The following is a 22,771-nucleotide window of genomic DNA, read 5'->3' on the forward strand; positions in this document are numbered from 1 at the left end:
CCCGGGGTTAGGGTGGGCCCATGGAGCTCATCAAGTACACCCACTCGTGCGTGCGGCTCGAGAACGAGGGCAGGGTCCTGGTGATCGACCCGGGCAAGTTCTCCGGACGGGAGGAGCTGGCGGAGGCCCTCGACGGGGCCGACGTCCTGCTCGTCACGCACGAGCACCCGGACCACCTCGACCCCGAGCCGGTGCACGCGCACCTCCGGGCGCACCCGGAGGTGCAGGTGTACGCCCCGGCCCCGGTGGCCGCGGGGCTCCGGGAGGCCCTGGGGGAGGGCCACGCGATCCACGACGCCGAGCCCGAGACCGTGCTGGAGCTCGAGGGCTTCACCGTGCGGACGTTCGGCGGCCAGCACGCGCTGATCCACACGCTCATCCGCACCGTGGACAACATCGGCTACCTGGTCGAGGACACGGTCTACCACCCCGGCGACTCGCTGGTGGTCCCGCACGGGCTCTCCGCCCCCGTGCTGCTGGCGCCGATCCACGCGCCGTGGAACAAGCTGGCGGAGGTCGTCGACTTCGTGGTGTCCGTGCGCCCCGAGCGGGTCTTCCAGATCCACGACGGCCTGCTCTCCGACAACGGCCTCGGCGTGATCGAGGGCCAGCTCACCTCGTTCGCCGCCAAGTACGGGGCCGAGTACCGCCACCTCGCCGTCGGCGAGCGCGTCGCCCTGTAGCCGCGGGACCGCCCGGCCCGCCGACCGCACCCGACCCACCACCGAAAGGGAGCACCTGTGAGCACCGTCTTCACGAAGATCATCGAGGGGGAGATCCCCGGCCGTTTCGTCTGGCAGGACGAGCGCTGCGTCGGCTTCCTGTCGATCGACCCGCTCGCGCAGGGCCACACGCTCGTGGTCCCGCGCGAGGAGCACGACCACTGGGTCGACCTGCCGGAGGACCTGGCGGCGCACCTGATGGTGGTCTCCCAGCGCATCGGGCGGGCCATCGACGCCGTCTGGCGGCCGGCGCGGGTGGGCCAGATGATCCAGGGCTTCGAGGTCCCGCACACCCACGTGCACGTGTGGCCGGCGGAGACGGTCGAGCAGTTCCAGTTCGTCAACGTGCTCCGCGACCCGGACCCCGCCTGGATGGACGAGGCCGCGGAGCGGATCCGGGCCGCCCTCGTCGAGGCCGGGCACGGGTCCGCCGTGCCGCAGGCCTGACCGGCCGCCGGGTCAGGCCCGGGCGGCCCCGAGGGCGTCCTTGAGGGCCTTGCGGATCCGCTTCTCCGAGACGGTGTGGGCGGTGCCCAGCTCCTGGGCGAACAGCGAGACCCGCAGCTCCTCGATCATCCAGGCCACCCGGCGCAGCTCGTCCGGGACCGGGGCGTGCGGCGGCAGGGCGTCCAGCGCGGCGTCGTAGTCGTCCTCGAGCTTCTGCACGGCGAGCATCCCGACCGTGTCCCGCTGCAGGTGGCCGGCGAGCTTCTCGAGCCGCACCTCCATCGCCCGCACGTAGCGGGGCAGGTGCTGGAGCTGGTCGTAGCCGGTGGCGGCGACGAAGCCCGGGTGCACGAGGTGCTCGAGCTGGGCCTTGACGTCGTTGAGCGAGTTCACCGCGGCGAGCGAGGACGACCGCTTGAGCTGCTTGCGGATCCGGGCGGCCCCGGAGAGCACCTGCTCCACGAGCGCGGTGACCTGGAAGACGGTGTCGATGAGCTCGGCCCGCACGTGCTCGTGCAGCGCGTCGAACTCCGCCCGGGTGAAGGGGGGCTCGGGCGGCGTGAGCTTGTCGATGGCCGCGACCGTGCAGTCCGCGATGAGCTCGGTCACCGACCCGTGCGGGTTCTGCGTGAAGACCAGCTTCTCCCGGTTGTTGAGGTGCTCCAGCACGTACCGCTCGGGAGAGGGGATGCGCAGCTGCAGCAGCGTGATCACCCCGCGGCGCTGGGCGGCCCGCTGCTCGGCGGCGGAGGACAGGATGCGCACGGCCACCGTGGCCTCCCGGCCGGCGTGCCGGCTCCCCGCGGCCCGGGCACGCTCGGGCACGAGCGCCGGCCACCCGGTGATCCGCTGGCCCGCCACCGTCGTCTCCACGCTGCGCGGCAGGTCCTCCTCGGGCCACGCCGTCAGCCCCGAGCGCTCGAGCGCCGGCGGGGCCGGCGCCGCGTCCGGGGGCCGGGGCGCGGGGGAGCGCGGGCCCTTCCGGGCGGGGCCGCCGGCCGGGGCGCCGGGGGCCGCGCCGGGCACCGCGCCGAGGGACTCGGCCAGGGCGGCACGGATCTCGTCGTGCAGCTCCGCCCGGAGCGCCTCGAGGTCCTCGCCCTCGCCCAGCACCCGGTTGCGGCGGTCCCGCACCTCGAAGCGCATCCGCAGGTGGGCCGGGACGGCCTCCCAGTTCCAGGAGCCCGGCGGGACCACGTGGCCCTTGAGCCGGCGCAGGACCAGCTCCAGGGACGGCTCGAGGGCGTCGACGGCGGGGTCGAAGTCGGCGTCGAGCATCGCCACCGCCTGGCGGGCGACGTCGGGGGCGGGCACGAAGTTGCGGCGCACGGCCTTCGGCAGGGACTTGATGAGCGCGGTGACGAGCTCGGTGCGGAACCCGGGGATCTGCCACCGGAACTGCTCCGGCTCCAGCTGGTTGAGGAACAGCACGGGCACGCGCACGGTCACGCCGTCCGCCTGGTCGGAGCCCGGGGCGAACTCGTAGGCGAGGTCCAGCACCAGCTCCCCGTCCCGGGTGCGCCGGACCCACTGGCGCGGGTAGAGCGACTCGTCGTAGCCGCCGGCCTCCTCGGCGATCAGGTCCTCGGGGTCCAGGTCCAGGAGGTGCTCGTCCTGCTGGCGGGCCTTCTTCCACCACGCGTCGAAGTGCCGTGCCGAGACCACGGACTCGGGGATCCGGGCGTCGTAGAACGCGAACAGGGCCTCGTCGTCGATCCGCAGGTCCTTGCGGCGCAGCCGGTTCTCGAGCTCCTCGACCTCGGCCAGGCGCTTGCGGTTGCGCGCCCAGAACCGGTGCCGGGTCTGCCAGTCGCCCTCCACGAGGGCGTGGCGGAGGAACAGCTCCCGCGCCAGGGCGGGGTCCACCCGCCAGAAGTTGATCCGGCGCTGGGCCACGACGGGCACGCCGTAGAGGGTGACCTTCTCGTAGGCCATCACGGATCCCTGCGCGCGGGACCAGTGGGGCTCCGAGACGCTGCGCTTGACCAGGTGCGGGGCCAGCTCCTCGGCCCACAGCGGGTCGATCGCGGCGTTGACGCGGGCCCACAGCCGGGAGGTCTCCACCAGCTCGGCGGACATGACCCAGTCGGGGGACTTCTTGAACAGGTTGGAGCCCGGGAAGACGGCGAACCGCGAGCCGCGGGCGCCCTGGTACTCCCGCTTGCGCTCGTCCTTGAGCCCGATGTGGCTGAGCAGCCCCGCCAGCAGCGAGACGTGGATCTCCCGCTCCTTCCCGGAGGGGTCCACCTCGCGGCCCTTGCCGACCCGGATGCCGACCTGCTGGCCCATCTGGCGCAGCTGGGCGTAGAGGTCCTGCCACTCCCGGATGCGCAGGAAGTTCAGGTGCTCCCGCCGGCACAGCTTCCGGAACTGCGTCGAGGAGAGCTCCTCCTGCTGCTCCTGCACGTAGCGCCACAGCAGCAGCCAGCTCGTGAAGTCGGAGTTCTCGTCGAAGAACCGCTTGTGCAGCTCGTCCGCCTGCTGCCGCTTCTCCAGGGGGCGCTCGCGGGGGTCCTGGACGGTCAGCGCCGCCGCGAGGACCATGACCTCCCGGGCGCAGCCCCGCCGGTCCGCCTCCACGATCATCCGGCCCAGCCGCGGGTCCACCGGCAGCTGCGCCAGCTGGCGGCCCACCGGGGTGAGGGGCCCGCCGCGGGCGTCGTCGTCCCGCCCGCCCCGCGGGGACGCGCCCCGCGGCTCCTTGAGGGCGCCCAGCTCCCGGAGCAGGGCCACGCCGTCCTTGACGGCCCGGGACTCCGGCGGCTCCACGAAGGGGAAGCGCTCGATGTCCCCGGGCTCCTTGACGACCCCCACCGAGGTCATCTGCAGGATCACGGCCGCCAGGGACGTGCGCAGGATCTCGGGGTCGGTGAACTCCGGGCGGGAGAGGTAGTCCTCCTCCGAGTACAGCCGGATGCAGATGCCGTCCGAGACGCGCCCGCAGCGTCCCGCCCGCTGGTTCGCCGAGGCCTGGGAGATCCGCTCGATCGGGAGGCGCTGCACCTTGGTCCGCGCCGAGTAGCGCGAGATGCGGGCCGTGCCCGGGTCGATCACGTACTTGATGCCGGGGACGGTCAGCGACGTCTCGGCCACGTTGGTGGCCAGCACGATCCGGCGGCGGCCCGACGGCGCGAACACCCGGTGCTGCTCCGCCATGGACAGCCGGCCGAACAGGGGCAGGATCTCGGCGTCGGCCAGGCCCCGGACCCGTTTCAGGGTGCCCTGCAGCGCCTCCTGGGCGTCGCGGATCTCCCGCTCGCCGGCGAAGAAGATCAGGATGTCCCCGGGCGGCTCCGCGGAGAGCTCCTCGACGGCGTCGCACACGGCGTCGATCGGGTCCCGGTCCTCGTCCTCCAGCCCGTCGCCGGCGTCCTCGGCGTCCTGGCCGCCGTCCCCGGAGCGCGGCTGGGCCAGCGGGCGCCAGCGGATCTCCACCGGGTACGTGCGGCCCGAGACCTCGATGACCGGGGCCCGCCCCGGCTCGTCGCCCTCGGTCTCCTCCGGAGCGAAGTGCCGGGCGAAGCGCTCGGGGTCGATCGTGGCCGAGGTGATGACCACCTTCAGGTCCGGGCGCCGGGGCAGGATCCGCCGGAGGTAGCCCAGCAGGAAGTCGATGTTGAGGGAGCGCTCGTGGGCCTCGTCGATGATGATCGCCGAGTACTTCTGCAGCAGGCGGTCGTGCTGGATCTCGGCGAGCAGGATGCCGTCCGTCATCAGCTTGACCCGTGAGTCCGCGCCCACCTCGGAGGTGAAGCGCACCTGGTAGCCGACCGTGCCGCCGATCTTCTCGCCGAGCTCCGAGGAGATCCGCTCCGCGACCGAGCGCGCGGCGATCCGCCTCGGCTGGGTGTGGCCGATCAGGCCGCGCTCGCCCAGGCCGAGCTCGAGGCACATCTTGGGGATCTGGGTCGTCTTGCCGGACCCGGTCTCGCCGGCGATCACGACCACCTGGTGCGCGGCGATCGCGCCCATGATGTCCTCGCGGCGCGCGGAGACCGGGAGGTTCTCGGGGTAGACGATGGTTCGGGGGCTGCTCAGGGATGCTGACATGACCCCCCGATCCTACCGGGGACGCGGGCCGCGGAGGGCCCGGTCCCGGTGGACGATCGGGCACCGCCGACACGCCGTCGGAGCCGTTATGTCACCACTTGTGAGCTGCCTCTCATTTTGTGACCGAACGGAAGGTAATATCGCTGACACCACTCGTTCCCGAAAGGACCCACCATGAAGCGACTGTTCCCGATGACGGCGGCCCTCGCCTCCACCGCCCTGCTGCTCACGGCCTGCGGCGGCTCCGACACCGAGCCCGCCGGCGGCGGGGGCGGCGGCGAGGCCGCCGAGGAGGCCACCGTCGGGATCAGCCAGTTCGTGGAGCACCCCTCGCTCGACTCCGCCCGGGAGGGCTTCCTCGCCGCGCTCGAGGAGGGCGGCTACACGGAGGGGGAGAACCTCACCGTCGACCTCCAGAACGCCTCCGGGGATCAGGGCACCTCCACCAGCATCGCCTCCAACATGGCGTCCTCCGACGCGGACCTCGTCCTGGCGATCGCGACGCCGTCCGCCCAGGGCCTGGCCCAGTCGGTCACCGACCGCCCGGTGCTGTTCACGGCCGTCACCGACCCGGTCGAGGCCGGGCTGGTCGACTCCCTCGAGAGCCCCGGCGGCAACGTCACCGGGACCACCGACATGAACCCGGTTGCCGAGCAGATCGCGCTGATCAAGCAGCTCGACCCGGCGGCGGAGTCCGTGGGCATCATCTACAGCTCGGGCGAGACCAACTCCCAGGTCCAGGTGGACCTCGCGAAGGAGGCCGCCGCGGAGGAGGGGCTGGAGGTCGTCGAGAAGTCGGTGACCAACACCTCCGAGGTGGCCCAGGCCGCCGAGTCCCTGGACACCGACGCCATCTACGTGCCCACCGACAACAAGGTGGTCTCCGGCCTCGAGGCCGTGATCTCCGCCGCCGAGTCCAAGAAGATCCCCCTCATCGCCGGCGAGGGCGACTCCGTGGAGCGCGGCGCCCTCATCACCCAGGGCCTGGACTACGAGCAGCTCGGCCGCCAGACCGGCGAGATGGCCGTGCGCATCCTCAAGGAGGGCGGGGACCCCGCCTCCATGCCCGTCGAGTCCCAGGAGGACACGCAGCTGATCATCAACCTGCAGGCCGCCGAGCGGATGGGCGTGGAGGTCCCCCAGGAGCTCCAGGACTCCGCCGACCAGGTCATCGAGTAGTCCCGGGCGGCCGGGACGGCGCCGGCGTCCGGAGACCCCGGACGCCGGCCCGCCCGGCCCCCGCCCCCGCGGCACCCCTCCGACGGAGGACGCGCCCGCCCGATCGGCGGACGGCCCCCGTCTCCCACCAACCAGAACGGATCCAGCAGAAGTGATAGCCGGTATCGAACTCGGACTGCTCTACGCGGTCATGGCGCTGGGCGTCTACCTCACGTTCCGGGTGCTCGACTTCCCCGACCTGACGGTCGACCAGTCCTTCACCACGGGCGCCGCCACCACGGCGATGATCATCCTCGGCGGCGGCAGCCCCTGGCTCGCCACCGCCGCCGGTTTCCTGACCGGTGCGCTCGCCGGGCTCATCACGGGCCTGCTCCACACCAAGGCCCACATCAACGGGCTGCTCGCGGGCATCCTCACCATGACCGCGCTCTACTCCATCAACCTGCGCGTCATGGACGGGCGCGCGAACCTGTCGCTGCTGCGCGAGGACACGGTCTTCACCCCGCTGGCCGAGATGGGCGTGCAGGGGACGTGGATCGGCATCGCCCTGTTCCTGCTCGGGGTGGCCGTGGTCAAGGTCCTCCTCGACTGGTTCCTCTACACGGACGCCGGCCTCGCCATGCAGGCCACCGGCGACAACCCGGAGATGATCCGCTCCTTCGGCGTGAACACGGACCACCAGAAGATGCTGGGCCTGTGCCTGTCCAACGGGCTCGTGGGCCTCGCCGGGTCCCTCGTGGCCCAGTACCAGGGCTTCGCCGACATCGGCATGGGCATCGGCCTCATCGTCGTCGGCCTCGCCTCCGTGATCCTCGGCCAGGGGCTCTTCGGCTCGCGCACGGTGGTGATGGCGACCCTCGCCGTCGTCCTCGGCTCGGTCGTCTACCGTCTGGTCATCACCGTGGCCCTGCAGGCGGGCCTCAACCCGTCCGACATGAAGCTGATCTCCGCGGTCCTCGTGGTGGCCGCGCTCGTGGTGCCCCAGCTGCAGTTCTTCCGGCGCCGCAGGGAGCGGCACCTGGCGAGCGAGGCGGCGCGGCTCGTCGACGACCTCACCGACACCCCCGCGACCACGAAGGCAGGTGCCTGAGCCGTGCTCACCATCGACAACGTCCACAAGACGTTCTTCGCCGGGACCGTCAACGAGCGGCGCGCCCTCGCCGGAGTCTCGCTGACCCTGGCGGAGGGCGACTTCCTCACCGTCATCGGCTCCAACGGCGCCGGCAAGTCGACGATCCTCAACGCCATCTCGGGGAGCCTGATCCCGGACACCGGCACGGTGCGGGTCGACGACACCGACGTCACCCGGCTGCCCGAGCACAAGCGCGCCCGGTACCTGTCCCGCGTGTTCCAGGACCCCATGAAGGGCTCCTCGCCCACCATGACGGTCGAGCAGAACATGGCGATCGCGTACCAGCGGGGCAAGTCCCGCGGGCTCGCCCCGGGGCTCACCAGCGCCCGCCGCCAGCTCTTCCGCGACAAGCTGGCCAGCCTCGAGCTGGGCCTGGAGAACCGGCTGGGCGCCAAGGTGGGGCTGCTCTCCGGCGGCCAGCGGCAGGCGCTGTCCCTGCTCATGGCGACGTTCTCCGAGCCGCGCATCCTGCTCCTCGACGAGCACACGGCGGCCCTCGACCCGCAGCGCGCGGACCTCGTGTCCCGGCTCACCGCGGACATCGTGGCCGAGCAGCACCTCACCACGGTGATGGTCACGCACAACATGGACCAGGCCCTGCGCCTGGGCAACCGGCTCATCATGATGCACGAGGGCCGGATCCTCTTCGAGCTCGACGCCGCGCAGAAGCAGTCGATGACGGTGCCCGGACTGCTCGAGCAGTTCCGCCGGCTGCAGCCCGGGGCGGGGCAGGAGGCGTTCGACGACGCTACGCTGTTCGAGAGCGTCAAGACCGAGGACGGTTCCTGACCGGACGGCACCGGCCGCCGGTCCACGACCGGCGCGGACGAGGACGGGGCGGGCCGGGCACGGCCCGCCCCGTCGCGCGTCGCCGGGCGGTCCGCCCGGCAGAGCCCAGCAGCACGTCCAGAAGGCCAGGAGAGCAGCCCCGTGAGCCAGACCCCCGACCCGCACCACGCCCGCCGACGCACCGGAGGGTGGCTGCTGGCCGTGGGCGTGGTGGCCCTGTTCGTCTCCACGTTCACCGTGCCCGAGGCCATCCACCACCTGGCGCGCGTCTCGGCGGAGGACGGGACGGGCCTGAGCGGGCGCGCGGTGGTGGTCGTCGTGGTGGGCGCCGTGACCCTGCTCGGCGGAGGGGCCCTGTCGATCGCCGGGTTCAACTGGCGCCGCTCGGCGGGGGAGGGTCCCAGCCAGGAGGACCGGCTGCTCGACGAACAGTTCGGCGACGGGCCCGTGCGCCCCTACGACCCGGACGAGTTCCGCGGCCCGGGGCGCCGGGACCCCGGCGCCCGCGACTGACGGGCCCACGACCGGGGCCCCGGCCTCCTGCGCCGGGCGGTCGGCCTAGACTCGTCCCATGCTCAATCAGCCTGCTGACGGTCCGGGCCTCAAGAAGCACATCACCGGGCCCCTCCTGTTCCTGTTCATCCTCGGAGACGTCCTCGGCGCCGGGGTCTACGCCCTCGTGGGCATCATCGCGGGGGAGGTGGGCGGCGTCACCTGGGCGCCGATGCTCGTGGCGCTGCTGCTGGCCCTGCTGACGGCCGCGTCCTATGCCGAGCTCGTCACCAAGTACCCGCGGGCGGGCGGGGCGGCGGTCTTCGCCCACCGCGCCTTCCGCGTCCCGATCGTGCCCTACCTCGTGGGCTTCTGCATGCTCACCGCCGGCGTGGTCAGCGCGTCCGCGCTGGCCCTGGCCTTCAGCGGGGACTATCTCGCGGTCTTCGTGGACGTGCCCCCGGCTGCCGGGGCCATCGTGTTCCTCGTCGCCATCGCCCTGCTCAACGCGCGCGGGATCAAGGAGTCGCTGCGCGCCAACGTCGTCATGACGGCGCTCGAGGTCTCGGGGCTGGTCCTGGTCGTCGTGGCCGTCGCCGTGATGCTCGGCGGCGGGGGCGGCGACGTCGGGCGCGCGGTGCGCTTCGGCGAGGACGTCGACCCGCTGCTGGGCGTGCTGGGCGCCGCACTGCTCGCGTACTACTCCTTCGTGGGCTTCGAGACCTCGGCCAACATGGCCGAGGAGGTCCGCGACGTGTCGCGGGTCTACCCCCGGGCCCTGTTCGGGTCCCTCCTGGTGGCCGGGGCGATGTACGTGCTGGTCGGCACGGCGGCGTCGGTGGCCCTGCCGGCCGACCGGCTGGAGTCCTCGAGCGCCCCGCTGCTGGACGTGGTGACGGCCACCGGGGTCCCGGTGCCCGGCTGGCTGTTCAGCCTCCTCGCCCTGGTCGCGGTGGCCAACGGGGCCCTGCTGACCATGATCATGGCCAGCCGCCTCACCTACGGCATGGCCGTGCAGGGACTCTTCCCCGCCGTGCTGGGCCGGGTCCTGCCGGGCCGCGGCACCCCGTGGGTGGCCATCGTCGTCACGACCCTCGCCGCGCTGGCGCTGACCCTCACCGGTGGGGTGGCCGTGCTGGCGGAGACGGTGGTGCTGCTGCTGCTCATCGTCTTCATCAGCACGAACGTCGCCGTCCTCGTGCTGCGCCGGGAGGCGGTCGAGCACCGGCACTTCCGTGCCTGGACGCCCCTGCCGGTGCTCGCCGTCCTGTCCTGCCTCGTGCTGCTGACCCAGCTGGAGGCCGGGGTGTGGGCACGCGGTGGGATCGTCCTCGCCGTGGGCGTGCTGCTCTACGCCGTCGCCCGGGTCCGCGGCGGGCAGCCTGTCCGGTACCGGCGGGCCGAGGAGGCGAGGGGCCGGGGCGCCGGCACCGGCCGACCCGCGGAGCGCCGCTGACCGGCCCGGGCCGGGCACGACGAAGGCCCCGGACCAAGTGGTCCGGGGCCTTCGTCCCGAGTGGTGCCCGCGGTAGGATTCGAACCTACGGCCTTCTGCTCCGGAGGCAGACGCTCTATCCCCTGAGCTACGCGGGCCTTTCACCGCCGCAGCGATGAACCTCGACGATACTAGCAGGTTTCGCGGGGTGCTCGTGGACCACTCGGCGCGGGCGCTCCACGGCGCCCGGTTACACTGGTCCGGTGACTCCAGAACAACTTTCTCTCGCCGTATCCGCATGCCTGCAGGACGCCGTGGCCCGGGGCGACCTCGCCCTCGCCGACGGCGCTCCGCTGCCGGAGGTGCGGATCGAGCGACCGAAGAACCGGGAGCACGGGGACTGGGCGACCAACGTCGCCATGCAGCTGGCCAAGAAGGTGGGGCGCGCCCCGCGCGACGTCGCCGCCGTGGTCCGGGACCGCCTCCAGGGCACCGCGGGCGTGGCCGCCGTGGACGTCGCCGGGCCAGGCTTCCTCAACATCACCCTGGACGCCGCCGCCGCCGGGGAGATCGCCCGCACCGTCGTGGAGCAGGGCGAGGCCTTCGGCCGGGCTCGGTCGCTGGCCGGGACGTCCGTCAACCTGGAGTTCGTCTCCGCGAACCCCACCGGCCCCGTCCACCTGGGCGGCACCCGCTGGGCCGCGGTCGGCGACTCCCTTGCCCGCGTGCTCGAGGCGCAGGGCGCGGACGTGGTGCGCGAGTACTACTTCAACGACGCCGGCGCGCAGATCGACCGCTTCGCCCGCTCCCTGCTGGCCCGCGCCCAGGGCGAACCCGCCCCCGAGGACGGCTACGGCGGGGAGTACATCACCGACATCGCCGCGCGCATCGTCGCCGAGAACCCCGGCGTCCTCGACTCCGGGGACCCCCAGGAGGCGTTCCGCGCCGCGGGCGTCGAGCTGATGTTCGCCGAGATCAAGTCCTCGCTGCACGACTTCGGCGTGGACTTCGACGTGTACTTCCACGAGCAGTCCCTGTTCGACCAGGGCGCCGTGGAGAAGCTCCTCGAGCAGCTCAAGACCTCCGGCGCCCTCTACTTCGCGGACGGCGCCTGGTGGCTGCGCTCGAGCGCCTACGGCGACGACAAGGACCGGGTGGTCATCAAGTCCGACGGCCAGGCCGCCTACATCGCCGGGGACATCGCCTACTTCAAGGACAAGCGGGACCGCGGCGCGGACCTGTGCATCTACATGCTCGGCGCCGACCACCACGGCTACGTGGCCCGGCTCAAGGCCGCCGCCGCCGCCCTGGGCGACGCCCCGGACCGGGTCGAGGTCCTCATCGGCCAGATGGTCAACCTCGTCAAGGACGGGGTGCCCGTGCGGATGTCCAAGCGCGCCGGCAACGTGGTGACCATGGAGGACCTCGTGGAGGCCGTCGGCGTCGACGCCGCCCGGTACTCGCTGACCCGTTTCTCCGTGGACTCCAACATCGACATCGACCTGGGCCTGCTGACCCGGCGCTCCAACGAGAACCCGGTGTTCTACGTCCAGTACGCCCACGCCCGCACGTGCGCGGTGGGGCGCAACGCCGAGGCGGCGGGGGTCGCCCGCACGGACGAGCGGGGGGAGGCCGTGTTCGACGCCTCGCTGCTCGACCACCCGATGGAGGGGGAGCTGCTGGCCGCCCTCGGCCAGTACCCGTCGGTGCTCGCCCAGGCCGCCGAGTTCCGCGAGCCGCACCGCGTGGCGCGCCACCTCGAGGTGCTCGCCGGGACCTACCACCGCTGGTACGACGCCTGCCGCGTGGCGCCGCAGGGCGAGGACGAGGTCACCGACCTGCACCGCACCCGCCTGTGGCTCAACGACGCCGCACGCCAGGTCCTGGCCAATGGCCTGGGCGTGCTCGGCGTGTCCGCGCCGGAGAGGATGTGATCGCATGACCGCCGACCCGACCACCCGCACCGGGGGCTCCCCCCTGGCGCCGGCCTGGCTCAGCGTCCCCGAGGACCTCGACGCCCTCGACCCCGTCATCTGGCCCGAGGCGTTCCGCCGCGGCGAGGACGGCGTGCTGGCCGTCTCGGGGATCCCCGTCCCGGAGCTCGCCGAGCGCTACGGCACTCCTTCCTACATTTACTCCGAGGACACCTTCCGGGCACGCGCCCGCGAGTTCCGCGCTGCCTTCACCGAGGCGTTCGCGCGGATCGGGGCCGAGGTCTCCGTCTACTACGCCGGCAAGTCCTTCCTGACCACCGAGGTGGTGCGCTGGCTGCGCGAGGAGGGCCTCAACGTGGACACCGCCTCGGGCGGGGAGCTGGCCGTCGCCCTGCGCGGCGGCATGGAGCCCGCCCGGATCGCCCTGCACGGCAACAACAAGTCCGCCGCCGAGATCACCCGCGCCCTCGACCACGGCCTCGGCCGGATCGTCGTGGACTCCCTCGCCGAGATCGAGCTCGTGGCCCACCTGGCGCGCACCCTCGGCGTCGTTGCCCCCGTGCTGATCCGGGTCACCCCCGGCGTGCACGCGTCCACGCACGAGTTCATCGCCACCGCCCACGAGGACCAGAAGTTTGGCCTGTCCCTCGCCCCGCCCGAGGGCGGGGGGGACAGCCCCGCGATGCAGGCCGTCGCCGCGTGCGTCCTGGAGCCCGAGCTCGACCTGCGCGGGATCCACTGCCACATCGGCTCCCAGATCTTCGACGCCGACGGCTTCGGGATGGCCGCGGAGCGGGTGCTCGCCTTCATGGCCGCCGCCGACGAGCGCTTCGGCCTGACCCTCCCGGAGCTCGACCTCGGCGGCGGTTACGGCATCGCCTACACCGAGGCCGACACCCCCCGCCCGGCCCGCGAGATCGCCGAGGCCCTCGCGGACCAGGTGGCCACCACGGCCCGGTCCCTGCGGATGGCGGTCCCGCACCTGTCCATCGAGCCCGGCCGCGCGATCTCCGGGCCGGCCGCGTGCACCCTCTACACCGTGGGCACCCTGAAGACCGTCACCGCGGAGTCCGGCGCGCAGCGCCGGTACGTCTCCGTGGACGGCGGGATGAGCGACAACGCCCGGCCCGTGCTCTACGGGGCCGACTACACGGCCGTGCTCGCGAACCGCCGCGCCGAGGGGGCCCCCGTGCTCTCCCGGGTGGTGGGCAAGCACTGCGAGTCCGGGGACATCGTGGTCCGGGACGTCTACCTGCCCGAGGACCTCGCCCCCGGGGACGTCCTGGCCGTGCCCGCCACCGGCGCCTACTGCTGGGCCCTGTCCAGCAACTACAACTGGATCGCCCGCCCGCCGGTCGTCGCCGTGCGCGCCGCCGGCGACCGGCCGGAGGCCCGGCTCATCGTGCGGGGCGAGACCGAAGAAGACCTGTTCGCCCGCGACCTGGGAGCCTGATTGACCGCCTCGACCCCTGAGACCACCCGCCCGTCCTCGACCGTGAAGGTCGCCCTGCTCGGTGCCGGCAACGTCGGCGCCGAGGTGGCCCGGACCCTGCTCGACCACGGCCCCGAGTTCGCCGCCCGCGTGGGCGCGCCCGTGGAGCTCATCGGCATCGCCGTGCGCGACCTCGCCGCCCGGCGGACCGTCGAGCTGCCCGAGGAGCTGCTCACGACCGACGCCGAGGCCCTCGTCGACGCCGCGGACGTGGTCATCGAGCTGACCGGCGGCATCGAGCCGGCCCGCAGCCGCATCCTGCGGGCCCTGCACGCCGGCAAGCCGGTGATCTCGGGCAACAAGGCCCTCATCGCCCGGCACGGCCGCCAGCTCCAGGACGCGGCCGACGCCGCCGGCGTGCCCCTGTCCTACGAGGCCGCCGTGGCCGGGGCGATCCCCATCGTGCGCCCCATGCAGGACTCCCTCGCGGGGGACCGGGTGGACCGCGTGCTGGGCATCATGAACGGCACCACGAACTACATCCTCGACCAGATGGACACCACCGGCGCGCAGTTCGACGACGCGCTCGCCGAGGCGCAGGAGCTCGGCTACGCCGAGGCGGACCCCACCGCCGACGTGGAGGGCCACGACGCCGCGGCGAAGGCCGCGATCCTCGCGTCCCTGGCCTTCCACTCGACCTTCACCATCGACGACGTGTACTGCCGCGGCATCACCGGGGTCACCGCCGCGGACGTCGCCGCCGCCCGCGAGGCCGGCTACGTCATCAAGCTCCTGGCGGTGTGCGAGCGCTGCCCGGGCGGGGTGAACCTGCGGGTCACCCCGACCATGATCCCGCGGGAGCACCCGCTGGCCGGCGTGCACGGCGCCTACAACGCCGTGTTCGTCGAGGCAGCGAACGCCGGGTCCCTCATGTTCTACGGCGCGGGCGCCGGCGGCGCCGCCACCGCCTCGGCCGTGCTGGGCGACTTCGTCTCGGCCGCGCGCCGGCTCGTGCTCGGCGGCCCGGCCCAGGGCGCGGACCCCCACGCCCAGCTCGCCGCCGCGCCGATGGACGACGTCCGCACGAGCTTCTCGATCACCCTGACGGTCCAGGACCGGCTCGGCGTCCTGGCGCGGATCGCCCAGGTCTTCGCCGACCACGGCGTGTCGATCTTCACGATGCAGCAGACGGACCACCCGCACGGCGACCCGCAGCTCTCGGAGATCCGGCTCGTGACCCACCGGGGCGCGAACAAGGACCTCGTGGCCACGGTGGACGCCCTGCGCGAGCTGCCCTTCGTCGAGGAGGTCGCCGGCGTGATCCGTGTGGAGCACGCCGACTGATCCGCCCCGCGGTGCCGCCTGCGGGCGGCACCGCACCCGGAGGGGGTGCCGCCGCACGCCCCCCGCGAGCACCCCGCACGAGCACCCCCCCCGCACCACCGAGTCCACAGGAAGAGATCCAGCACATGGCACACGTCTGGCAGGGCGTCATCAACGAATACCGGGACCGGCTGCCGGTCTCCGGCTCCACCGAGGTCATCACGATGGGGGAGGGCGGTACGCCGCTGATCCGGGCGCGCGCCCTCTCGGAGCTCACCGGCAACACCGTCTGGCTGAAGTTCGAGGGCATGAACCCGACCGGCTCGTTCAAGGACCGGGGCATGACCATGGCGATCACGAAGGCCAAGGAGGAGGGCGCCGAGGCCGTCGTGTGCGCCTCGACCGGCAACACCTCCGCCTCCGCCGCGGCCTACGCCAAGCAGGCCGGGCTCACGTGCGCGGTGCTCGTGCCGGAGGGGCGGATCGCCATGGGCAAGCTCTCGCAGGCCGTGGCGCACGGCGCGGACATCATCCAGGTGGACGGCAACTTCGACAACTGCCTCGAGGTGGCCCGCAAGCTCTCCGAGTCCTACCCCGTGTTCCTCGTCAACTCCGTGAACCCGTACCGGATCGAGGGCCAGAAGACCGGGGCGTTCGAGGTGGTCGACACCCTCGGCGACGCCCCGGACCTGCACATCCTGCCGGTCGGCAACGCCGGCAACATCACCGCGTACTGGAAGGGCTACCAGGAGTACGCCCGGCCCTACGCCTCCGCCACGGCGGGGGAGCTGCCGGCCGTCTCGACGAAGCTGCCCGTGATGTGGGGCTTCCAGGCCGAGGGCGCGGCCCCGCTGGTCCTCGGCCACCCCGTCACGGAGCCCGAGACCATCGCGACCGCCATCCGGATCGGCAACCCCGCGTCCTGGGACTCGGCGATCGCCGCCCGCGACGAGTCCGGCGGGCTCATCGGCTCCGTCTCGGACGACGAGATCCTGACCGCCCACCGGTGGCTCTCGGCCAAGGAGGGCGTGTTCGTCGAGCCGGGCTCCGCCGCGGGCGTGGCCGGCCTGCTCCAGAAGCACGCCGCGGGGGAGGCCCCCACGGGGCAGACGGTGGTCATCACCGTGACCGGCCACGGTCTCAAGGACCCGCAGTGGGCGATCAAGGCCGCCGAGCGGGAGGACCCCTCGCTGGCCGAGCCCACGCGCGTGCCCTTCGACGTGGTCGCCGTCGCCGCCGCGCTGGGCCTGGAGTAGTCCCGGATGTTCGAGATCGGCCAGCGGGTAGCGGTGAGCGTCCCCGGCTCCACCGGCAACGTGGGCCCTGGCTACGACAGCCTGGGCCTGGCCCTGGGCCACTACGACGACCTCGCCGTCACCGTGACCGGCGGCGGCCTGGAGTTCGAGCTGCACGGGGAGGGCTCCGCGTCCGTGCCGCGGTCCGAGGAGCACCTGGTGGTCCGCGCCATGCGGGCCGCCTTCCGGGCCGCGGGCGTCGAGGAGCTGCCGGGGCTGCGGCTCGAGGCGACCAACCGGATCCCGCACGGCCGCGGGATGGGCTCGAGCGCCTCGGCCGTGGTGGCCGGCGTGCTCGCGGCGAACGCGCTGCTGCCCGCGGAGCGAGCCCTCGACGACCGGCGCCTGCTCCAGGTCGCCGCCGCGATGGAGGGCCATCCGGACAACGTGGCCCCGTCCCTCTTCGGGGGGCTCGTGATCTCGTGGACCGACGCGGACGGCTACCGCAGCGCCCCCGTGACCGTCCACGAGGACGTCGTGCCGGTGGTGGCGATCCCCGACTTCGAGGTCCCCACCCGCCTCGCCCGCTCCCTGCTGCCCGCGACCGTCCCGCACCACGACGCCGCGGTCAACGCCGGGCGGACGGCCCTGCTCGTCGAAGCCCTGACGCGGCGCCCCGAGCTGCTGCTGCCCGCCACCGAGGACCGGCTGCACCAGCCGTACCGGGCCTCGGCCATGCCCCCCAGCGCGCGGCTGATGGCCGCGCTGCGGGCCCGCGGGCTGCCGGCCATGATCTCCGGGGCCGGGCCGACCGTCCTGGTCCTCGCTGGGGATCGGGACCAGGCGCAGGAGACGGAGCAGGCCCTCACGGAGCTCGCCGCCCCCGGGGCCGATTCCGTCTCCTGGCGTGTCCTCCGTCTGCGCGTCGACGGTCAGGGTGCTAAGCTGGAGAGGCACCCGCAGCAGATCCAGGGGTAGGAGACCGCGCCCGGCGCGGCGAGGACAGCGGGCATCATGAGGGGCAGCGCCCCGGTCGGATGCCCCGGGGTCCTCGGCTCCACCGCCTCAGATCCTCCGGTGATCCCCCGCCGGCACCGGCTTCTTCGATGCCGTCGGCGCCCCGGCCCGCACCGACACGGACCGGAGCGCACCATGATCTCCGGGTGACACCTTGTTCGCCCAGGCTGCCGCGCCCTGAAGTGCGCCCCGCCGCAGGCGGCCCGCGATCGCGGCCCGCCGGGAACCATCCACGGTCCTGGACTCTGAGATCCATGGGCCCCCCACCGAGGGAGAAGGACACTTCGTGACCGAGACCACCGACCTTTCCACGGGTACGGAAGAGACCACCACCAGCGACCCCCGGAACGCGGGACTGTCCGCGCTCAAGCTGGCCCAGCTGCAGGCGCTCGCCTCCCAGCTCGGGATCACCGGCGCCCGCCGGATGCGCAAGAGCCTGCTGGTCGACGCGATCGCCGCCCACCAGCGCGGCGGCGCCGTCGCCGACCGGGACCAGGCCGTCGAGCAGAAGATCGCGCAGACGGTCGAGAAGACCGCCGACGGCGGCGCCGACCAGGGCGCCGCCCCGGCCGCCGCCACGACCGGCGAGGACTCCTCCGCCGCGCAGGGCGCCGACGGCGGCCAGCCGCAGCGGCGCTCGCGCTCCCGCCGCGCCACGAGCACCGGTGTGGTGTCCGTCCCCGCGCAGCAGGGCTCCGAGCAGCAGGACGCCGCCCAGCAGACCGCGGCGCAGGGCGCCACCGAGCAGCAGCCGGCCGACCAGCCCGCTCCCGCCGAGGACTCCTCCGGCGCCGAGAGCGAGGGCGGCCGCAACCGCAACCGCAGCCGCCGCAACCGCAACCGCGACGACAACGGCCAGGGCAACGGGGGCCAGGACTCCGGGCAGGAGACCGACGAGGCGCGCTCCTCCGCCGAGGGCCGTGACGACGACCAGTCGAAGCAGGACCGGAGCCGCAACCAGAACCGCGGCCAGGACAACCGGGGCCAGGACAACCGCCAGGACAAGGGTGGCCAGGACCGGGGCGACGGCCGCGGCCGGCGCGACGGCCGGTCCGAGGGCGGGAAGTCCCAGGACGGCAAGGGCCAGGACAACCGGCAGGACAAGGGCGGCCAGGACAACCGGCAGGACAAGGGCGGTCAGGACAACCGGGGTCAGGACAACCGCCAGGACGACGGCGGCAGCCGCCGCAGCCGTCGCAACCGCAACCGCAACGACCGCGACCGGGACCGCAGCGACCGCAACGACCGCGCCGAGCGCAACGAGCGGCGCAACCGCCGCGGGCGCAGCACCGGCCCCGAGGTCGACGACACGGAGTTCACCGAGGACGACGTCCTGCTGCCCGTCGCCGGCATCCTGGACGTGCTCGACAACTACGCGTTCGTGCGCACCTCCGGCTACCTCCCCGGCCCGAACGACGTCTACGTCAGCCTCGCCCAGGTCAAGAAGCACAACCTGCGGAAGGGCGACGCCGTGGTCGGCGCCATCCGCGCCCCCCGCGACGGCGAGCAGCAGAACGCCACGCGGCAGAAGTTCAACGCGCTGGTCCAGCTCACCACGGTCAACGGCAAGAAGACCGAGGAGAACAAGGACCGCGTGGACTTCGGGAAGCTGATCCCGCTGTACCCGCAGGAGCGCCTGCGCCTCGAGACGGAGCCCAAGAAGATCGGGCCCCGCGTCGTCGACCTCGTCGCCCCCATCGGCAAGGGCCAGCGCGGGCTGATCGTCTCCCCGCCGAAGGCCGGCAAGACGCTGATGCTGCAGGCGATCGCCAACGCGATCACCACGAACAACCCCGAGGTCCACCTCATGATGGTGCTCGTCGACGAGCGCCCCGAGGAGGTCACGGACATGCAGCGCACGGTCAAGGGCGAGGTCATCGCCTCGACCTTCGACCGCCCGGCGGACGACCACACCACGGTCGCCGAGCTCGCGATCGAGCGCGCCAAGCGGCTCGTGGAGATGGGCATGGACGTGGTGGTCCTCCTGGACTCCATGACCCGCCTGGGCCGTGCCTACAACCTCTCGGCCCCCGCCTCCGGCCGCATCCTCTCCGGCGGCGTGGACTCCGCGGCGCTGTACCCGCCGAAGAAGTTCTTCGGGGCGGCCCGCAACATCGAGAACGGCGGCTCGCTCACGATCCTCGCGACCGCCCTCGTGGAGACCGGGTCCAAGATGGACGAGGTCATCTTCGAGGAGTTCAAGGGCACCGGCAACATGGAGCTGCGCCTGTCCCGCTCGCTCGCGGACAAGCGGATCTACCCGGCCGTGGACGTCAACTCCTCGGGCACCCGCCGCGAGGAGAACCTCCTCTCCCCGGACGAGATCAAGATCATGTGGAAGCTGCGCCGCGTCCTCTCCGGGCTCGACCAGCAGCAGGCCCTCGAGCTGCTCACGAACAAGCTGCGGGACACCCAGTCCAACACCGAGTTCCTGCTCCAGGTGCAGAAGACCACGCTGTCGGCCCGCGCCGAGAGCGACCGCTAGCACGCCCCCGCCGCCTCCGAAGGAGCGCCCCATGCCGGATCCCATCCAGTCCCTGCTCGACGAGCACGCCGAGCTGCAGCGCCAGCTCGCCGACCCCGCCGTGCACGCGGAGCAGGGCAGGGCGCGCAAGCTCGGGCGCCGCTACGCCGAGCTCAACGGCATCGTCGAGGCCCACCACCGGGTGCACCGCCTCGAGGAGGACCTGGGGGCGGCGCGCGAGCTCGCCGCCGAGGAGCCCGAGTTCGCGGAGGAGATCCCGGCCCTCGAGGAGCAGCTCGCGGCGGCCCGCGAGAAGCTGCGCCGGCTGCTCGTCCCGCGCGACCCCGACGACGGGCGCAACGTGATCCTCGAGGTCAAGGCGGGGGAGGGCGGCGACGAGTCCGCGCTCTTCGCCGGGGACCTGCTGCGCATGTACCTCAAGTACGCGGAGTCCCGCGGCTGGAAGACCGAGTTCATCTCGACCAACGACTCCGACCTGGGCGGCTACAAGGACGTGCAGGTGGCGATCAAGTCGAACGCCACGGACCCCGCCGAGGGCGTGTGGGCGCGGCTGAAGTACGAGGGCGGGGTGCACCGCGTCCAGCGCGTGCCCGTCACCGAGTCGCAGGGCCGGATCCACACCTCCGCCGCGGCGGTGCTCGTCTTCCCGGAGGTCGACGAGCCCGAGGAGGTCGAGATCAGCCAGAACGACCTGAAGATCGACGTCTACCGCTCCTCAGGGCCCGGCGGCCAGTCCGTGAACACCACGGACTCCGCGGTCCGCATCACCCACCTGCCCACCGGCATCGTGGTGGCGATGCAGAACGAGAAGTCGCAGCTGCAGAACCGCGAGGCCGCGATGCGGGTGCTGCGCGCCCGCATCCTGGCCCACCAGCAGGAGCAGATCGACGCGGACAACGCCGCGCAGCGCCGCTCCCAGGTCCGGACCATGGACCGGTCGGAGCGGATCCGCACCTACAACTTCCCCGAGAACCGGATCAACGACCACCGCACCGGGTACAAGGCGTACAACCTCGACCACGTCATGGCGGGGGACCTCGAGCCGGTCGTGCGCTCGGCCATCGAGATGGACGAGCAGGCCCAGCTCGAGGCCATCGGCCAGCAGGACGGCTGAGCGGGGGCCCCGGGATGACGAGGTCACTGGGCCAGGCGGTGCGCTGGGCGGAGCAGGTGCTCGCCGAGGCGGGGATCGACTCCGCGCGCACCGACGCGCTGCTGCTCGCCGGCCACCTCACCGGGCTGTCCCGGGGGGAAGTCGAGGCGAGAGCCATCATCGGCGGGGACGAGCCCGCGGGGTACGCGGAGCTCGTGGCCGAGCGTGCCCGCCGGATCCCGCTGCAGCACCTCACGGGCGTCGCCCACTTCCGCTACCTGACGCTGGCGGTCGGGCCCGGGGTGTTCGTGCCCCGGCCCGAGACGGAGACCGTGGTGCAGGCCGTGGTCGACGAGCTGCGCGAGCAGCTGGCCGCGGGCGTGCACCGCCCGCACGTGGTGGACCTGGGCACGGGCTCCGGGGCGATCGCCGCCTCGGTGGCCCACGAGGTGCCGCAGGCCCGCGTGCACGCCGTGGAGCTGTCCGGGACCGCCCACGCCTGGGCGGCCGAGAACCTGCGCGGTACGCGCGCGGAGCTCGTCCGGGGCGACCTGCGCACCGCGTTCCCGGAGCTCGAGGGGCGCTGCGACGTGGTGGTCTCCAATCCGCCGTACATCCCCGCGGACGCGGTCCCGCGCGAGCCGGAGGCCCGGGAGCACGACCCCGACCTCGCCCTGTACGGGGGCGGGGAGGACGGGCTCGACCTCCCGCGGGCGGCCCTGGCCTCGGCCCTGCGGCTGCTGCGCCCCGGGGGGTTCTTCGTCATGGAGCACGCCGAGGTGCAGGCCCGCGCCGTGGCGCACGCCTTCCGCGCCGCGGGCCTCGAGGACGTCGAGGGCCACCAGGACCTGACGGGCCGGGACCGGGCCACGGCCGGCCGGACGCCCGTTCAGGGCCGCGCCCGCACGACCGGAATGGGAGAATGGACGCCGTGAACTCCACCGTCTACGACTGCAGCAGCATCGCCCAGCGCACCGCCGGGCTCAAGCACGCCGCGCGCGCCCTCGCGGCCGACGCGTGCGTGGTCCTGCCCACCGACACCGTCTACGGGATCGGGGCCAACGCGTTCTCCGCCCGGGGCGTCGCGACCCTGCTCGCCGCCAAGGGCCGGTCCCGGGCCATGCCCCCGCCCGTGCTCATCGCCCACGCCGGGGTGCTCGACGGCCTGGCCGACGAGGTCTCCGACGACGCCCGCGCGCTGGCCCGGGCCTTCTGGCCCGGCGGTCTGACCCTGATCTTCCACTCCCACCCCTCGCTGGGCTGGGACCTGGGGGAGACCCACGGGACCGTGGCCCTGCGGGTGCCCGACGACGAGCTCGCCCAGGCGCTGCTCATCGAGAGCGGCCCGCTGGCCGTGTCCTCGGCCAACCGCACCGGCCACCCGGCCGCCTCGACGGCCGGGGCCGCGGTGGACATGCTCGGGGACTCCGTGGAGCTCTACCTGGACGGCGGCCCGCGGCCGGTCGGCGGACCCGCCGACCGGGACCCGGTCCCTTCCACGATCGTGGACTGCACGGGGGAGACCCCGCTGCTGGTGCGCCACGGCACCGTGAGCCTGGCCCGGCTGCGCTCGGTGGTGCCCTCGGTGGTGCCGGCGGACGGCGACGAGGAGCTCGACAGCGCTCCCGCGCCGGGTGCGGGACCCGCGGAGCCCGGCGCCGGCCGCCCGGCGGCCTCGGGATCGCACGCCGTGAGCGAGCCCGATCCGGAGGCCGTGCCGCCCGCGGCGGAGCCCGCCGACCCGGCGGGCGCGGCCGCACCCGCGGACCGGCAGCCTCCGGCGCCCGGGCCGGCGCGGGCCGCGACGGCGCAGGGACTGGCCGCCGCGCTCGTGGCGCGCTCCGCGGCGGGCGCTCGCCCGGCCGTGGACCAGGACCGCACGCGCGTCCAGCGGCCCGGGGCGCCGGGGCAGCCGCGGCCGCTGCCGGTCGAGGAGGCCGCCCGGCTCGTGGCGCGGGGCAGCGGCGAGGCCTGAGCCCGTCCCGGGAGCGGCCCGGCGCGGCCCC

General features: G+C 73.4%; 17 protein-coding genes and 1 tRNA gene. 16 read left to right on the forward strand and 2 right to left on the reverse strand.

Annotated elements, in window-relative coordinates:
• Positions 1–20: 20 nt before the first annotated feature.
• Together EQG70_RS07005 and EQG70_RS07010 are read left to right on the forward strand one after the other, a co-directional pair.
• On the forward strand, positions 21–683 hold the full coding sequence (locus tag EQG70_RS07005; RefSeq protein WP_017834400.1) for an MBL fold metallo-hydrolase: 663 nt from the start codon (positions 21–23) through the stop codon (positions 681–683).
• 57 nt (positions 684–740) lie between these two features.
• Complete coding sequence (locus tag EQG70_RS07010) at positions 741–1,169, forward strand: HIT family protein (RefSeq protein ID WP_017834401.1); 429 nt, start codon at positions 741–743, stop codon at positions 1,167–1,169.
• Between the two features lie 12 nt (positions 1,170–1,181).
• On the opposite strand, the gene hrpA is transcribed toward EQG70_RS07010, so the two are convergent.
• Entirely contained in the window at positions 1,182–5,219 is a 4,038-nt protein-coding gene (gene hrpA, locus EQG70_RS07015; RefSeq protein WP_109268038.1) for an ATP-dependent RNA helicase HrpA, read from the reverse strand.
• Positions 5,220–5,393: 174 nt separating this feature from the next.
• On the opposite strand from hrpA, the gene EQG70_RS07020 reads away from it, so the two are divergent.
• The 5 genes from EQG70_RS07020 (at position 5,394) to EQG70_RS07040 (ending at position 10,267) form a co-directional block, all read left to right on the forward strand.
• Positions 5,394–6,398 (forward strand): ABC transporter substrate-binding protein, encoded by a 1,005-nt coding sequence (locus tag EQG70_RS07020; RefSeq protein WP_017834403.1) that lies wholly within the window; start codon positions 5,394–5,396, stop codon positions 6,396–6,398.
• A gap of 151 nt (positions 6,399–6,549) precedes the next feature.
• Positions 6,550–7,488, forward strand: coding sequence for an ABC transporter permease (locus EQG70_RS07025; protein ID WP_031283500.1), 939 nt, complete (start codon positions 6,550–6,552; stop codon positions 7,486–7,488).
• 3 nt (positions 7,489–7,491) lie between these two features.
• The gene (locus EQG70_RS07030) at positions 7,492–8,319 is read left to right on the forward strand and encodes an ABC transporter ATP-binding protein (protein WP_017834405.1); all 828 of its coding nucleotides are present in this window, start codon (positions 7,492–7,494) and stop codon (positions 8,317–8,319) included.
• A gap of 141 nt (positions 8,320–8,460) precedes the next feature.
• Positions 8,461–8,832, forward strand: a complete 372-nt coding sequence (locus EQG70_RS07035; RefSeq protein WP_109268037.1) for a hypothetical protein — start codon at positions 8,461–8,463, stop codon at positions 8,830–8,832.
• Positions 8,833–8,890: 58 nt separating this feature from the next.
• Positions 8,891–10,267 (forward strand): APC family permease, encoded by a 1,377-nt coding sequence (locus EQG70_RS07040; RefSeq protein WP_109268036.1) that lies wholly within the window; start codon positions 8,891–8,893, stop codon positions 10,265–10,267.
• Between the two features lie 61 nt (positions 10,268–10,328).
• Here EQG70_RS07040 and EQG70_RS07045 read toward each other — a convergent pair.
• Positions 10,329–10,404 (reverse strand) — tRNA-Arg (locus EQG70_RS07045).
• Positions 10,405–10,509: 105 nt separating this feature from the next.
• Between EQG70_RS07045 and argS the strand changes: the two genes are divergently transcribed.
• The 9 genes from argS to EQG70_RS18830 all read left to right on the forward strand — a co-directional run bounded on the left by argS (position 10,510) and on the right by EQG70_RS18830 (position 22,740).
• Entirely contained in the window at positions 10,510–12,180 is a 1,671-nt protein-coding gene (argS, locus tag EQG70_RS07050) for an arginine--tRNA ligase (RefSeq protein WP_031283503.1), read from the forward strand.
• Between the two features lie 4 nt (positions 12,181–12,184).
• Entirely contained in the window at positions 12,185–13,633 is a 1,449-nt protein-coding gene (gene lysA / locus EQG70_RS07055; protein ID WP_109268035.1) for a diaminopimelate decarboxylase, read from the forward strand.
• Positions 13,634–14,956 carry a homoserine dehydrogenase gene (locus tag EQG70_RS07060; protein WP_109268034.1) on the forward strand — a complete coding sequence of 441 codons (1,323 nt, stop codon included), beginning with the start codon at positions 13,634–13,636 and terminating at the stop codon, positions 14,954–14,956.
• A gap of 125 nt (positions 14,957–15,081) precedes the next feature.
• Positions 15,082–16,191 (forward strand): threonine synthase, encoded by a 1,110-nt coding sequence (thrC, locus tag EQG70_RS07065; RefSeq protein WP_017834411.1) that lies wholly within the window; start codon positions 15,082–15,084, stop codon positions 16,189–16,191.
• A 6-nt stretch (positions 16,192–16,197) separates the two neighbouring features.
• Positions 16,198–17,148: a homoserine kinase gene (gene thrB / locus EQG70_RS07070; RefSeq protein WP_109268033.1), complete on the forward strand. Its 951-nt coding sequence runs from the start codon at positions 16,198–16,200 to the stop codon at positions 17,146–17,148.
• A 325-nt stretch (positions 17,149–17,473) separates the two neighbouring features.
• On the forward strand, positions 17,474–19,672 hold the full coding sequence (gene rho, locus EQG70_RS07075) for a transcription termination factor Rho (protein ID WP_109268032.1): 2,199 nt from the start codon (positions 17,474–17,476) through the stop codon (positions 19,670–19,672).
• Positions 19,673–19,703: 31 nt separating this feature from the next.
• Positions 19,704–20,786 (forward strand): peptide chain release factor 1, encoded by a 1,083-nt coding sequence (gene prfA / locus EQG70_RS07080; protein ID WP_095651910.1) that lies wholly within the window; start codon positions 19,704–19,706, stop codon positions 20,784–20,786.
• A 14-nt stretch (positions 20,787–20,800) separates the two neighbouring features.
• Positions 20,801–21,700, forward strand: coding sequence for a peptide chain release factor N(5)-glutamine methyltransferase (gene prmC / locus EQG70_RS07085; RefSeq protein ID WP_095651911.1), 900 nt, complete (start codon positions 20,801–20,803; stop codon positions 21,698–21,700).
• A complete protein-coding gene (locus EQG70_RS18830) occupies positions 21,697–22,740 on the forward strand; it encodes an L-threonylcarbamoyladenylate synthase (protein ID WP_306460802.1) in 1,044 nt (347 codons plus the stop codon). The genes prmC and EQG70_RS18830 overlap by 4 nt, the downstream gene beginning before the upstream one ends.
• Positions 22,741–22,771 lie beyond the last annotated feature (31 nt).

This window comes from Kocuria rosea (genome assembly GCF_006094695.1).
GTDB classification, from domain to species: domain Bacteria; phylum Actinomycetota; class Actinomycetes; order Actinomycetales; family Micrococcaceae; genus Kocuria; species Kocuria rosea.